Annotated in this window: 10 protein-coding genes; all 10 read right to left on the bottom strand. The window is 44.2% G+C overall.

Translation table 11 applies throughout. From position 1 onward, the window contains the following. Window positions 1-1156: 1156 nt before the first annotated feature. The 10 genes from KUV50_RS13695 to KUV50_RS13650 all read right to left on the bottom strand — a co-directional run bounded on the left by KUV50_RS13695 (window position 1157) and on the right by KUV50_RS13650 (window position 15995). The gene (locus KUV50_RS13695) at window positions 1157-2263 is read right to left on the bottom strand and encodes a hypothetical protein (protein WP_222580739.1); all 1107 of its coding nucleotides are present in this window, start codon (window positions 2261-2263) and stop codon (window positions 1157-1159) included. Between the two features lie 29 nt (window positions 2264-2292). Further along, window positions 2293-3264 (bottom strand): hypothetical protein, encoded by a 972-nt coding sequence (locus KUV50_RS13690; RefSeq protein ID WP_222580738.1) that lies wholly within the window; start codon window positions 3262-3264, stop codon window positions 2293-2295. Between the two features lie 1244 nt (window positions 3265-4508). Continuing rightward, the gene (locus KUV50_RS13685; protein ID WP_222580737.1) at window positions 4509-5741 is read right to left on the bottom strand and encodes a metallophosphoesterase family protein; all 1233 of its coding nucleotides are present in this window, start codon (window positions 5739-5741) and stop codon (window positions 4509-4511) included. A gap of 215 nt (window positions 5742-5956) precedes the next feature. Then, window positions 5957-6826 carry an alpha/beta hydrolase gene (locus tag KUV50_RS13680; RefSeq protein ID WP_222580736.1) on the bottom strand — a complete coding sequence of 290 codons (870 nt, stop codon included), beginning with the start codon at window positions 6824-6826 and terminating at the stop codon, window positions 5957-5959. Window positions 6827-7558: 732 nt separating this feature from the next. Continuing rightward, window positions 7559-8440, bottom strand: a complete 882-nt coding sequence (locus KUV50_RS13675; protein WP_222580735.1) for a hypothetical protein — start codon at window positions 8438-8440, stop codon at window positions 7559-7561. A gap of 275 nt (window positions 8441-8715) precedes the next feature. Next, window positions 8716-10158, bottom strand: coding sequence for a hypothetical protein (locus tag KUV50_RS13670; RefSeq protein WP_222580734.1), 1443 nt, complete (start codon window positions 10156-10158; stop codon window positions 8716-8718). A 48-nt stretch (window positions 10159-10206) separates the two neighbouring features. Further along, on the bottom strand, window positions 10207-11427 hold the full coding sequence (locus tag KUV50_RS13665) for a M14 family zinc carboxypeptidase (protein ID WP_222580733.1): 1221 nt from the start codon (window positions 11425-11427) through the stop codon (window positions 10207-10209). Window positions 11428-11447: 20 nt separating this feature from the next. Then, on the bottom strand, window positions 11448-12503 hold the full coding sequence (locus KUV50_RS13660; RefSeq protein WP_222580732.1) for a prenyltransferase/squalene oxidase repeat-containing protein: 1056 nt from the start codon (window positions 12501-12503) through the stop codon (window positions 11448-11450). Between the two features lie 286 nt (window positions 12504-12789). After that, complete coding sequence (locus KUV50_RS13655; RefSeq protein ID WP_222580731.1) at window positions 12790-14058, bottom strand: glycosyl hydrolase family 28 protein; 1269 nt, start codon at window positions 14056-14058, stop codon at window positions 12790-12792. A 473-nt stretch (window positions 14059-14531) separates the two neighbouring features. Continuing rightward, window positions 14532-15995 (bottom strand): sulfatase, encoded by a 1464-nt coding sequence (locus tag KUV50_RS13650; protein ID WP_222580730.1) that lies wholly within the window; start codon window positions 15993-15995, stop codon window positions 14532-14534. Window positions 15996-16037: the final 42 nt, after the last annotated feature.

Raw genomic sequence — 16037 nt, 5'->3', positions numbered from 1 at the left:
TATAGTTAAAGGAGCATAGTGATCTAATACATAGTAAAACACAGCACTAAATTGTTATGACAAACGCTAATATCTAAATTTTTACTTAATATTATATTTGATTTCCTAGTTTTTTTCACATTAGCTACTTACATCAACTCTATATAACTATACGTCACTTCACAGAATGCACCTAAATTCACTCAGAGGTTGCTTAGTTTAATTTTTGTCTTATTTTTAAGCTAATAACCAATTCTTCTCAATGCCTATATAGAATAATGCATGACTACCTCCATTTATTCATAAAGGTCATTCACGGCGATAATCAGTTAATAATTAAAAAATTAGAACGTTCGCTCCGCAGACAGCCGCGGACCTTAGCCGCCTCTAATGTCCGAAGGAGTACGAACAAAAGATCTTTTCCCAGCATTAGTATATGATGTTTGATTACGTCAATGACTTTACCTCCTTTCAGACAATTCAAATGGGCTGACTCATTCGACCAATTCCCAAATTGGATCATATTCATGCGACCTTCCAAATGGATAAAGTGTGCCAGGCGATGGTTTATGGGCCCGTTTCAGTACCAACCCATATTGAAACAAAGGATCGGCAACGATAGAAATGGTTTCCGGAGAATTTGTATGGAATGCTTTAGTGATCCGAACCTAGAAAGCTGAACCCTGCCAAAAGCTACTTTGGATCAAAAACACGAAAGCACCAACTTAGAATGGATGGACATCAAATAACACAGATGAATTATTCAACTTTTTGTAAAAAGACATTAAACAAGAAAACTGATATCACCCTACTGGTATATTTACTATAAAACCACGCATGCATGAAAAACAGAATAGATATCAAAGTGGATGCATCCAGAAGGTCAAGCACTATACTTCTAAACACAAGATTTTATTCTTACAATTTTAAATGATGCACAGATCATTGATTGCGATCACTCTACAGCAGTTTTAGCAATAAGCAGTGATATGGAAGACATTGAAGATGCGCTACAAAATTATACAGCAATAAAATTTAAATTAACATTTTCATATCCACAGATCACGAATTAAAGAAGGCAGCTATTCTCCAATTGCCGGTTTATACCGCTGCAGAGCTACTCGAGCGTATAAACATATAGTAGTGTAATCAGTTTGGCTACCATTTTACCTTATCGCTAATCATATTTCTTAGCCTTCCCCATCAAATCTATCCCCTTTAGGATCCGCTCCTCATAACCCATATCAGAATGACGGTCCGAATCTTCAATTGTCGGCTTCCAGATGGTTTGCAAAAAACCAAGTAACCGGTCATCGGAAAGGAACTTTTGGCCAAATTCTACAGTCTGACCAATGTTTGAAGCATTGTCCGTATGGAAGCTGCCTGTGGGGATTTGATCATACCCATGTCGATCCAGGTCCAGATACGCATCGCTGAATCGTTTGTACTTCTTACCCTTACTACTTTTATCATAAAATTCCTGTTGATCAGTGGCCGCTACTTCTTCCTTCGTTGCAAAGTCATGTCCATAATACCAATTGCTTTGAACCACGGATTTCGGCATACGCTTAAAAAACACCTCCGGCTCGTTCCAAAGGAAATAATCGGGCCAGATCCAGGCTCTGGAGTTGTTTTTCTCGACTTCTTCCACCAAAAAATAAAAATCTTTCCACCACGCTTCGCCCTGGCGAACCACAATATGCTTTTGATACCGCTGATGGCTGTAGGTTTCCTCATCCATCCCCAAATGAAAAAACCGGGGTTGATCGAACAGTTCAGACACCTCTTTGATTAAATTGCTGCAAAATTCATAGTAGGGTTCTGTAGATACCATCCGGCTATAGACACCCATCCAAGTGTCGTGCCCGGCTGAAAAATTCAATTTTGGAATGGGCTCCAAACCAAGCTTCCGCGCTTTGTCCAGTTCCGCACGCAGTTTATCGACCGACCAGGCATTGTTCACCGCGATCTCCGGATAGGAGTCATATTTCACTCCGTCACCCAGATCGATTACCACCATGTTCAGTCCCTGTTCAGTCATTTCATTCAACGCCTTATTCCACAATGGTTCACTAAACTGCAAATCGGGTCGGTATCCCCGGAAAGGTCTTTGTGGTGCAATATACTCTTCCCACATATTGAAGCTCAAATGCAACAAACACGCCCATATTTTGTCCGGATAAACCGATCTTTGATTTCGGAAAAGCGGCGAGACTAAGGATGATGTCGTGGTCATCGAACCTGCTACAGCCATATCCTTTATAAATTTTCTACGATTATACATTTTGTACTGTTGTTTTTATGATCCATAATTCATTTATCCTGAAATTCACTCTTGGCCTCCCCCAACAAATCAATGGCTTTCAGAATGGTCGGTTCAAACTGCCTGGTCGTCGGCATCCAAAAGGTTTGCATAAATCCAAGTAATCTTTGATCATTGATGTGCTCAGCACAAAATTCAACCGTTTTCCCAACATTCATTTCATTCGTAGCCTTAAAATCCTGTGCCGGTATCGCGTGGTAACTCCCCGTAGGTATCTGATCATATCCTTCTCGTTCCAAATCCAAATAGGCCTGGGTATATTTCCCATCTGTGGCAAAGGTTTCTCCATAATACCAATTGCTTTGAACGACGGATTTTGGCATCATTTTAAAAAATTCCTCCGGGTGATGCCACACATAATCCGACCACACCCAAGGTCTCACGCCCTTCTTAAAGGCCTCACTGATGTAAAAATACAAATCGGCCCACCAGGCTTCTTTTTGACGAATGACGACATAGTCAAAGTGTTTTTGGTGGTGATAGGTTTCTTCATCCATTCCAAAATGGATAAACCGGGGCGCATCAAACAGGTCGATTGCTTCTGCGATCAGATCTCTACATACCTCGTAATATTTCGGCGTGGAGACCATTTTTGCATACTCCCCCAACCAGGCATCGTGGGTTGCCGCAAAGTTCAGGACCGGTATGGGCTCAATTCCCTTTTTGCGAATTTTATCCAATTCAATCCGCAATCGTTCCGGTGTCCAGGAATTTTTTAAAGAAATTTCAGGATGAATCCTCCACAGTACAGAATCATCCAGATTCATCAATACCATGTTTATACCTTGGACAGCCATCCGGTCAATGGCCGCATCCCAGGTGGAACTGTCCGGTTCAAACTCATCACGCAATCCTCCCCAATTTCGAATACCACCCGCAAAATTGAAGGACAGATGCATGAAACAGGCCCAAATCCTTTCTTCGGTGTCATTCAAGTTTTCGTGAACTTCTTCCTTTCTCATATTGGCTAATTTCTTAATCAAACACTGATTTTATCATTTTTTAATCTAATATTCAAATCGGTACGTAAATATTTACATGAAAATATACCCTGAAACTGCAGTACTCCGATTAGGGGCTTGAAAAATCACTTATTGATCGCATATCAACGAGGTGTGTCGTCCCTGAAAGTCCTTTTTCCACCATCGATAGTCCTAATGCATGGAGGACGATCTTTTTATCAAAATTTCATCTATCCTACCACTGGCAAATCACTAAATGTACCAGACGTTATCCCGAGTAACCTACCTATTCAAGGATAATGAGGGTATGGAGCTGATACTAAAATCATATTCTTAAAGTTCTTCGACCCTTATCGGGTCGGTTGAGGTAAATCACTGTGTCTAATAAACTGTGACCCCTAACAGGGTCAATCCTTATTACAAAGTACCATCACCCCTTCAGGGCTCATTATACTCCGTTCATCTATTCGATGGGTTGGGACCCATCGCTGTTATATCATCGCCCTTTTCCCATAGGGATGCCAATGGCACAGAGCTCTTACTCCACGGACCAAAATGGTGCAAATCAGGTCCGGTTAGCAAGGTGTAAGCCATCTCGCTATCCTACAGGCAAACATCGCGATTTCTTCCACCAACATCTGTTTTATAAGGCTATTCCATCTCAAGAACAGGATGTAGTATAGTATCAAGTACTATGTTGGTCGAACCAAATAATTGTAAAGAAAAATGGGTATCATGATATCAAGTCTAGGAAGGACGTCGGTGTATTAGTGATGGGTCCCACCCAAAGGCCGGGATGGTAAAAAACTACGCTCGCAAATACGTTGACATGATGGGGATCTCCACATAACTTAAAAAAGTACACTAGTGTTCTGTTTTATAAGTTATGTGGAATAATACTGAGGTCTTTTTTGTGATAGTCAAGGCGTCAAAACGCAACCGCAGCTGGGGTTAAGGTGAGGCTTTACAACGAAGGATAGCACAAAAAGGAGCCAGAATTAACCGTAATGATTTATGAAACGGAGCACTAGCATGCAAGCAATAGGACCTCAGCGAGGTCCAACTTTATTAGCATCATATCGACCCCCGATATCGACCCAGATATGGGTCGCAGACTGACTAAAACCTAAATAGAAATCAAAACCACGCCATCAATATGTATTTCGTTTCTGGTGAATTAGCTTCTTAGAATTCTTACAAAATTTTGACTTCCCCGCTATATTCATCTCACAGGCCATTCAAGATCAGGCCTTAGGAGTGATAATCTTTTCTTTCACCAGCGCTCCACTATCCGCCAACATCTTTACCTTCAATTGCTTTTGATTTGCGTGCAGTTTTATCAAGGTTCGACGGCCCTTTTGCGGACCTCCGCCGATGAATATAGGAAAATTGTGGTCTTCGTCTGGTTCATGATATTTGTAACGGTGGGTATGCCCTGAGATCTGGACATCAATATCAGCTTGATTCAATAAATCACCAAACATCTCCCGGCAGTGCAGTGTTCCATGCCAGGTGCCCGAGTGCCACGGCGAAATATGAATCAACAGTACCCGGTATTTCGCATTTTTAAATGAATCCTTCTGAATTTCCGCTTCCAACCAGGCTCTTTGCTCTGCCCGATACCGGTCAAAGGCAGCCAGCCCCCCATATTCCCAGTTCTCATCGGCCTTGTCCTCTCCCGCATCCAACACCAAAAACTTAACTGGCCCTCGATCAAAAGTGTGGTAAAATTTACCTGTCGGAAAATCAAAATATTGCGGGAGCATTCGAGCCGCAGCTCCACGTACCTCATGATTCCCTTGTACAAAAACCAGTGGCGTATGCGATGCAAAAACATTGACGCAGGGTGTGATAAACTGATCTTTGATCTGCGTTTCAGAATTGGTATTGTTGAACACATCCCCATTGAACACCACCACATCAAAGTCCTGATGATTCCCCTGGTATCCAAATCGGTATAGAAGCTCCGGGATGGTGGATTCTATTTCATGGTGGTCATTGAAAATGGCTACACGGACCGATTTTTCATCTTTAGGAGGAACGGCCACTTCATGAATTGGTCCGATTTCGGGTTCACCGAATTCATATTGGGATCCCTTGACGTCCAGTATTTCAACGGATACAATCCGGTATTTTAGCCGTACGCCAGGTTCCAGGGGTTGTATTCGAACCCGGTGTATGCGGTTGTTCGCCTGAATAAGTCCACCCACATATTCGAAAGCTTTTTTATGTAAAAAGGCACTTTGACCGTACTCCACCCAGGAAAAGCTATTGCGTGTAGTGGTCCACATCACAGTGATTCCCTCCGAGGACAGGTTTTGCAAATAAGGTCCTACTTCCAGTAATTTGTTCGATTTTGCACTGATGGCCACCTCTTTTGATGAGAGCAAGGGGGAAGCCGGCAGGAAACTCAACATACCCAGTTTGGTTATTTTGTCCAGAAAATCTCGTCTATCCTGACGTGTACTATTTTTCATAATTCTCTATTTCCGACCAAAATAATTTATTAATCTGATCTTTCCTAAATTCCTAATCCGGTGAGTATCAATGTAACCAAATTACATTTAAACAAAAGCAAAAATGTACGCTATACAAACACATGGACGTGGTTAGAAAATATTCAACGCCATGTCGTCACACGGCTGCGGAAATTTGTGAGGTCAGTGGGAAATATACGGATCATTTTTAGACCCTAGTGCACTAAGTATTTCTCAAAAAAACGGTCCATATAATATTGACAGTATTCATTCACCTTTACAGCCAGATCCATGGTATGGGGCCATCCTTTCAACCGGTGGTATTCATGAGGGACACCAGCATTGGACAACCACACAGCCAAAGAATCGGACTGGCTCACGGGCACCAGGCCATCGATGGTTCCCTGAAATATCAAGGTCGGCGGAACATCTGGAGAGATATAGGTCCGTGGGGAGGCTGCTTTATAGATGTCCGGGTTCTCTTCAAAGGATGCATTCAGGAAGTCTTTCACCTGATAGCTTTCCCGGGCGTACGATGTGGTGAAATCAGTGGGACCGTATAAATCTACGATGGCCTTTATATCAGCAGAAGCGGAATCAAGGGAACAGTGGTCACTAAATAACTCCATATCACCTCCATAACCAACCAATAGAGCCAGATGCGCACCGGCAGAACCACCGACCAGAGCCATCTTGGTGACATCCATGCCGTAGTCGGACCCATGTTTCATAATCCATCGAATCGCACAGTTTACATCCTGAACAGCGGCCGGATAGGGGGCGTCTTTCACTAACCGGTAGGAAATGGTCGCAGTGACATATCCTTTGTTGGCATAATCAATCAAATACGGCAGATAATCCGATCGTTGGCCACTCCGCCAGGCGCCGCCATGAATAAAAATCAAAACGGGCGCAGGCGACTTGAGATCCCTGGGTTTGTAGATATCCAGTTGAAGAGAAAGTGAATCGACTTTTTTATACTCTATATTCTTAAATTCCTGGATGCCCTCGGGAACCGATGGTTCTGTATCAACCAGATCCAAGAAACCCAAAGCATAAGATATCTTCAAAAATGTTTCATTCATATACCCTTTCGGTGATTGAAGCGGTCGGGATTCGCTTATCGGCCGGGTCTTGCAGCTAAAAAGGACCATCAAAATTAAAATGGAAACCAGGTGAAGCTTATATTTCTTGGAAACGTCTTTTATCAAAGCTACAGATTAGATCAAATATTTTTTTTTACCAAAATTTGTCAGGAATTGGGCCCGGTTGCACTAGTGTGCCGAATCATAAATAAAAGATACTATTTATGATTTGGTGCCCTCGTTCTTCAAGAACAAAGTACGATAATTTTGGGCTCGGCAATCCACCTGCACACGAACCTCCCATTGGCTACTATATCACCATTTTAGCTCGGTAATCCTTCTTACCCACAATCCTCACCCACAGGCTTTCCGATCTAATGGTGATACGGCGTGCTGTTCCAAGACAACCACATTGGCGCGCACTTATCGCTCCCGGAGAAACACAGGTTCACGAATCACAGATTGAGCCAGACGATTCGTGAGCCTGCCTGGCTATATTTTTTTTCGATTATTTATAACACCTCATATATCTCAAAATGACTCAGAGTTCAACCTAATCCGACCCACGCTATGGGGTGGCAGGCTCTGACTGGGTTGGAATTGATTTTCTAACTCACATCTAACCTAATCTGACCCTGACTGGGTAAAAGACCTCAGAGCGGTTGGGTTAGATTCTGAATTGCATAATTTTGTTCGTTACATTATAATTATAAAAATTTATGAAACGCAACACTAGTTTTGATTCAATTTCCACTTTTCATACTCTTGTTCTATATCATCCCGGCTCTCCCATTCTTTATACACCACCCGCCATTTGATAGCGTATTCTTTTCCTACTTCAAAGTCCGGCAGTATATATTGAAAATCCCACGCTGGCTTTCCATCCCCGGCTCCACTGGGCGATTGAGATAATCTGATGATGCCCTCTTCTGGTTCCGGAAAAAGATAAGCAAACACCATATTATGAAACCGACCATAGTAATAGGGTTCTGAAAAAGTATAATCCGAAATCTCTTTCGCCAGGTCTATATTAAAATTTGGTGCTGTATAAAAATCATACGAATCATCTTTGCTGACGTGCGTCCCGTTGTCGCCGTGAAATCTTGAAAAAACATACATCCAATCATCGGGACCAATTCCATTTTTCCGGCCTTTAAAATAAATCCCGAGTTCTTTGGGTGAATTGATGTAGGAGGCCCAGAAGAAACCGATATATCCATGGTCAAACATGGCTCGATCGTGCACTTTAAATTTGAATTCCACATCGATGTAGTGGGGTTCCACCATCTCAAAAGTGGTCCAGTTTTCCACTTTTGAAATGCTGGTTTCCGGTTGATGCAACATCACTTTGGAATCCGACAACCGCTGAATGGTCATCGCTTCCTTTCTGGGCTCAAAAAAAGAAACCAGGGAATCCCCGTCAAAAATATGTTCCAGGTTAACACCGGCAAACAGCGGCACAAACAAAGTGGAATCCTGATCAACGTGGTACAACTCAGAAATGCCGTTGTATCCGCTGCGATGGTGTTCCCCATAGGCGCTATTATCCACAAAAACAGCTTTGAGGTCCCCCTTTTTCAAAGTAACTGTCGGTTGAGCTATTAGATTCCCCATGGAACAAACACAACTGATACAAATACCAATTAAAATTTTCAAAAAAAGAGGATGATTCATGATTTTTAAATTGTTGTCATAGTGATTTTATAAAATAATCATTGTAGCGCAAACACTCTGCAAGTAAACTTAACGAAATCCAGCTGAAATCAAAATATAGCTTCTACTTCGGTTCCTATACAATACCTTTTGAAGGACCGAATGGCAATCAACTGATTTTGCGATCTGATTGGGCAGGCACGATCTTTGTACATCATAAAAAAATGCGTCTGATATCATGTCAACTTCACCTGTGCATAGCTTATCGTATTCTTTTTGTTTTCCCGGACACCCAACAAGTCAATAAACCTTGACGGGGAACAACCCGCCCCCTGAGAAGGAACCTGAAAAGTGACAAAAGGTGCATCAAAAGGAATCTGAATTGATTCCCCTCTAGGAACCATTGGCGTTCGAAGAATTTCTACCATTCGATTCTCGGAAACTTTACGGCCATCGGCGGTGATTCCGGAAATATAAAATACCACCATTAATCGGCCTTCTGGGGTCACCACAAACCGACCGTTCCCGGGTGTTAAATCGCCTTCCTCATCTTCTTTATGTGCTGCAACGGCTATTGTTGTTAGCAGCTCTCCATTTTTCACCACACTGCAATTTAATGCCTTGTACTGTTTTGCATCCGGAAAAAAGGTTGGTCTCAACCGCTCATCAATGGCTTTCTCCGTCCACAACAAATACGCCGTATTATCCTCATCGACCCATAGATCCTGATTGCGGATATGTCCCGCTGTGGCATCGCGGTCCGCAATCAATATCCATGAAGAAAAATCACGTTGCACGACATCCGAATTCCAGGAGAAATAAAGTCTTCTGAATACATAATCCCATTTTTGACCGGTTGATTCCAATTTGTATTCCCGCCAGGCCTCCACGGGTTCTACAATATCCGCAGTGGATAAAAACCAAGCCTTGCGGTCTCTTAACACAACATTGCTATAGCACAGCCGTAAGGGAATTTCCTTCCCATGATAACTTTTCCTGGGCCACAACAGGCCACCCGTTGCAAGCCAGGCTCCGTGCCGGTCGCGGAAAGTCCATTCAGCATGATCATACAAATAGTTTTGAAAAAGAATGACTTCTTGATTTCCACTGTCCACCCCCCAGGCCCTGTAGGAGTGATCGTTAAACCCCGGATTATTTCCCCACTCCGGAATCCACTGTTCGTGAATCCCGTATGGAGCTTTCGAATTAAAGGTCAATACGCCCGGACGGGTTGGGCAGTATTTTGTGCAGGTGTCAGCCATTTTCGGATTCACGGACAAAAGCACCTGGTCACCTCCGAAAGCCCCCAATGGACAGGGTTCTCTGGTGTAGTTCACTAAATCCCGGGCCACCAACATCCAGCCAGATTTCTTCCGCTCAAACAAAAGCCACTGGCAATTACTCAGTCCTTCCACTTCCGGATCTGTTTCCAATCCGCTGGCGAACAACTGATCGCCCATCCGGACAATCGAAGTACATCCAGATGCCCAAAGCGGACCAGCACCGTTGTTTGCGTTCACATAGGAGTAAATGTCTTCTTCGACCAAAACCGATGTTTTCAGACCTCTTTTGACTTGGATACCGGATTTAATAAACATCAGCGTGCTGACATTCCCAAGGGCAAGGAATGCTACAGAATGCTTAGTGGCTTTTAAAATAAATTTTCTTCTGGATAACATATACATATCATTTAGACTCAGCGACATTCTCGAGGATCGGCAACATGCTCATCTTGAATTCTTCCCAGGTGTCCACTGCGATCGACCCCCGGTATCCCTCAAAAACTGCAGTGACTCCCGATACCCGATTAATTGGGCATCCAACAACATATCCGGTGTCATAATAATCATGTCACCGTGTTCATCCCGCACCGAAGCAAATCCATGGTTCGGCGATTCAATCACAGCGCTTAACGCACCGCAGTGAAAACTCAACGCGCCATCCAACCCAAATGGAGAATAACTACCTACGCCTTCCGGATCGGACTCCAGTTCCACATTATCCGTCCGTTCCAGCCCGGCCTTCGTCCACGCCGTCAATATCCTTTTGTACAATTGATCAAAAACGGGTCGCAATTCAACTTCCGTAAATGGTTTGAGCATTTTGGGAAACACGGCTCCGGTATGCATATTCAAAATTAAATCCGGTTTCTCTATATCACACAAATCAAACAAAGCGCGGGTTTCGGGTTGCATGACGTTGAAAAAGTCATCGTGTTGGATGTTTACACCGGCTTCGTTCGAGTAGCCACCGGGAAACTGATTGGTCGTAAAATCAAAAGGGATATACTCTTTGATATCAGGCCACCCAATCAGCGTTCCATCGGGATTTCCTCCGGTATTCCAATATTCATTGACCTTATAATTCATTCCCCTGAATGGCGTCATCCGAATAGGCACCCGGTTCCTTCCATCCGGATTCATAATCGGAATCACGATCAACCGGTCGATCTCATGAAAAAACTGCTCAATCTCGGGCCAGGCTTTCCCTCTCAGATCCTTGCCAGTTTCCAGTACAGATAAAAAGTTGACGATACCCATGATGGGCTCCAATTCGCCACCATGAACGGATGCCATCGCCAAAAAGACCGTGTTTTCGTGATCCGGACCTCGGTACGCCCGCACATCCTGAAAACCCAAGGAACCGGAATAGGTGGTTGTTCCTTCTCCTTCCCGGGGAGTCCCGTAAAAAACAGCACGAATGGGTCGACCGCCGGCTGAAGTGCCAATTTGACGTACTTCTCCACGACGTATGTTCGCGTCCAGAAAATCATTCACCTCCGCATTGGTGGTGAGCCAAAAATCAGGAATTGAATCTCTTTCTTTTAAATACTCCGTCGGTACTTCAAAGCAATGGATGCCCGGTTTGATCCAGGTGGTGGTCTGGCTTTCGACCGACGACAAGAAAAACATAAAGAAAAAGCTTGCAACCAGGGTGAGTCGAATCATACGTTGTGAGATATACATTATTAAATTAAGCAATTGTACGTTTTATCCGGATCCATCAAATGCCCCCAGCCATAAATTTCTTCATCTTCAATGCCTTTAGCAGGTTTCAAATATCCGCTTTCAACCAATGCTCCGATATGAAAATACACCGCATCGACATCGGAAGGAGCCTTCCCGGGAAAATGGCTAAACCCACCATCGTCCTTGCGGCATTCCAATATCCAATTTGTCGCTTTGCGATACGCCTTTGCAATCTGTCTTTTTCGCTTTTTATCACCCACCTGACGAAGTATAAACAAGGCATCAAAAACAGCATGCACATCATAATCAGGTGTGTTTAAAGACCAGGACCCATCGTCTTTTTGATCTTTAAGTACCCGGGTCACCATTTCTTCTGCCAGTGGGGTTTCCTCACCAATTAATCGATAATAATGAGCAGCATGAAAGGTGGATGCCACATGGTTACCGATATAACCATCCGCTTTTTGTTCGTCTTTCAAATACGCCCTCATTTTTTCATCGATATACGAAGGCATCCTCTTATTCCAGGCACTAAAGAAAAGAGCAAAAAAACTCGTAGTATAAAGCGGTAGTTCCTGGAATCTTTTTCCTTCAAAAAAATACTCGATAACCGGCATGGGGTCATACCTGGGTTCTGCGCCTAAAATCTTCAATGCGGCCACACTTTGTACCGTGTTGTACAGTTTGGAAAGGGGGGTGTTGGGATCTCTGGACCCCGTCGTTGCATAGAATGCCCCATCGCTCCGCTGACTTGAAAGGAAAAAATCAATGGATGCCTCTTCATAAGGCAATTCCCAGCCAAACGTTTTATGAACGACCACCGCATAGGTAGGAGCTGCGATGCCAGAGAGTCCGGTATCAGACATCCCCGGATAATCAGCGGGAATCCCGGGTCGAAACGTTCCATCTTCGTTAGCTACTTTTATAAAAAAAGACCGAACCCCGTCAAGGATTTTAGCTTTGTTTTCCACGGGCAAAAAGCCAAAATTTCCAACCGCCAAGCCTCCAGCAAGGACAGGCACTGATTTTAAAATTCTTCTCCTGTTGTAAATCATAGTATTTTAGGTTTTAATCTTCTGAAGACAGAGCCTGTACCAACGGATACCGCATAACATACCTACCGCCATGATCGTCTTTTTCATGCACCTCCCGAAAAGTTCAGTCGCTGACCCTGGTTGATCAGAACTTGGGAAAACACGATATGGTACAATATATCGGATTTTCAACTTAAATTATATAGTAGGTGCGTTTTTATCTTTAATTTCTCGACGGAGAACCCACCTTCCGCACTACTAAACAATTGGTCATTGATCCGATGTCTGCGCATAAAAGGCTATTCAGTTACTCCTGATACACTCGCGTCAAATTTTGCGTCATGATATTTCGGGTATGGCTTTCTTCTATACCATATCGAATGATCTGGTCTCCATCCCCACGAAACACGCCATTGATAAAGCTACAATTCGCGATGGCTTCCTCTATCAGGATCAGTGATTGACCATCGCCATTAATATTCATGGCATAGATATTATTGATTTTTCCTGGCTGCGAGTCTCTTCCATAGCCCCGGCCTCCAACCAACAGGGTATTGTAGCCACCATGAAAAATCACCCCATCCACAAATACATGGTGGGTACTGGCTTCATCATTCGCCCGGATGGCTACTGCACGGGTCGCACTTTCACAGACGATGTTGGTGATGTACACCTGCTCCGTGTCATCTTCCGGCCCATGCCATCTTCTCGAAGTAACCATGGTCGAATTAAAGGTGCCCCCTTCTGGATCATCCGCATGCGTTCCAAGGGTCGACAAGGCCACAAAATCATCACCGGTTACTCCCGAAATATTATCGATCCGAAAATTTTTACATCCGTGTCGGAGATTAATACCATCCCTATTTCGTATCACCTGCTCCTGGCCACCGATCACACTGGTTTCGGGATTATTTATTCTAATATTGGAAAGCTCCGCATTCCACACTCTTTCGTGGCTCACGGCCCATGCATGCGTTTCTTCTATCGTGACATTCTTAAGAGTAAAACCATCCACATAAGCCATCAGGATCATTATATTTCGCCAGTCTCCAGATTGTTTCACACCTGCTTTGCCCGCATCGGTACCGTAGCTAATGTGGTAGTCCCCCGACTTTTTAATATCCTTAGCGGGAGTCAGACTAAGCTTTTTAGCTCCATCGCCGGTCGATCTGGGACGAGCTGCTCCTTTTAAGGTCGCGTCACCCACGCCAATAATTCGGATGTGGTGATTCCACGATGGATTGACTATTCCGAATCCCACATTGTTGCTACGGAACATATTGTCTCTGGATTGATCGGACATTTGAAGAGTGCAATTTTCCAGAATCACTGTAACGTTGCTGGGCAACAAGATTGCGCTATCCAACAACCACAATCCAGATCCATTCCCATTGGTGGCCGGGATCACAACCCGACCGGTCGACTTTGTAGCTTGATCCACCGCCGCCTGGATTCGTTCCGTATCGTTTCCCTTAAACTGGTTTGGAGTGATGTTCTCTACTTGATGTGCGATACGCCTCGTACAGGAGAAAACATTCAATAGCAACAACAAGGATACCCAATATAAATTTTTCACATTTTTGTTTTTTAAGCTGAAAGAACCATTTAAAAATAATCTATCCCGCAAAATTCATGGCTTTTGACTTATGCAGATGCAAGGCATCTAACTCCGTCGGAATAGCATTCTATTTCAAGGAGTTAGTAACATGAACGAATATAGTCTCATCTCGGTAAAGCCGAGCTGAGACAGAAAGTTCAGTGAACTTTCTATGAGAGAACCGAGGGCTCTGTCCCGAGGATAATGTATGAATCAAAAGTCAAACGTCAACAAAAATTGGGCTATGCAATATGCCCAATTTTGGATTTTAAGCAATTGATGACCTGCATATTATGCACCATCACAGATTGACGTGGTGAATAAAGCGGGCTATGCAATTCAAAATACGCGTCCAGCCTGTTCCTTTCCACCAGATCTTTGATCTTCGGCAAGCCGCTCGAAATCGATTGCCTATTATAGCACAACCAGCACATGCTACCAGTACACCAAATTCATTTCGGAATTCGACCATAATATTTATAGTCATCAAATGAGCTCTCCTTTAATAGCCTGGGATCATTGGATGCTTCCATCCATTGTTCCAAAGCGGTGCGAAACACTAGAGCCTTTTCTTGATATTTTTCATTATTGATCACATTATTCAACTGATGTGGATCATGGGTTAAGTCATAGAGCTCTTCCACCGATCGTTTGCTGAATATTTGATCAAATAAAAAATAACTCCTGCCTTGTTTCAGATACGATTTCTGGTTTTCCACGAGTACATCCTTCGTAGGAGAGCGGTCGATATCTGCTCCTCTGTATTGCTTTTCTTCGATCATCCGCTGCGGGTTCCCCGCTGGCCACCGATGGCTCTCAAAATTCTTAATATACAAGAAATCACGGGTGCGCACTGCCCGCATGGGGTATCCCTTCTGACCTGATCTGGTGATGGAATGCCGTTCCCGCTCTACGAAAATTGTATCACTGCCCTTTATCCCATGCCTGTTTTTCAACGCAGGCCACAAACTGGCACCTGACAGGTCAGATGGAATCTTCGCACCGGCCGCTTCAAGAAATGTTGGTGCCAGATCGATCAGATTAACCAGATCGTCCACCACCTGGTCCTTCTGAATTTTTCCTTTCCACATGATGGCCAGAGGCACGCGCGTTCCGGCATCATATAGAGTGGCTTTCCCCCGGGGAAATGGCCAGCCATTATCACTGGTTACCACAAGGAGGGTGTTCTCTAATCGGCCCTTTTGTTCCAAAACCTTCAAAACTTCGCCGACCTGCTGATCAAATTGGTGGACCGCGTGGTAGTAATCCAGGATATCCATCTTCACCTGCGGGAGATCCGGCAGGTAAGGCGGAACCTTTACCAGCGCAGAATCCAGACCGGCCGTCAATCCAGCCCCTTCTTGATAAGGCCGATGGGGCCGGATGCTGCCATACCAAAAACAAAAGGATGCGTCTTCTGGGACAGCGTCTAAAAAGGAAGTGATATCGGCATACTGTGGACCAGCAGGATTATGTTGCCACCCGGAGATCTGAAAGTTTCCGGGTCCCCACCCCTTTCCTGTATACCCTATCTGGTATCCTGTTGCTGCCAGTATATCGGGATAAACCTGGAGATCCTTGGGAAAAGAACCATACAGGTTCGCGCCGGACCCCAACTCATGAGGGTACCGACCTGTTAAGATGCTGGCGCGGGAAGGTGAGCACGAGGGAGCAGCTACATGGGCATTGGTGAAAAGCACCCCATTTTGGGCTATTTTATCAAAATTGGGTGTGTGTACCACAGGATCACTGTGCGGCGAAATACTTGCATGTGGCCACGACCAGTCGTCTGCTATAAGAATCACGATATTGGGCTGATCCCGTGTACCCATCGGATCAATTATCCCCTGCCCGGCGGACTGCATCGGATGTGCCGATATGCATACCAGCACCACAAGAACATTCAACCACTTCATGTCCTATGGATTTCAAGTTGTCCGCACATTACAGGCCAGGCG

Source organism: Membranihabitans marinus (assembly GCF_019802045.1).
Lineage (GTDB): Bacteria > Bacteroidota > Bacteroidia > Chitinophagales > Saprospiraceae > Membranihabitans > Membranihabitans marinus_A.
The sequence above is the reverse complement of the archived record's forward strand: the minus strand, read 5'-3'. Positions and strand labels throughout refer to the sequence as shown.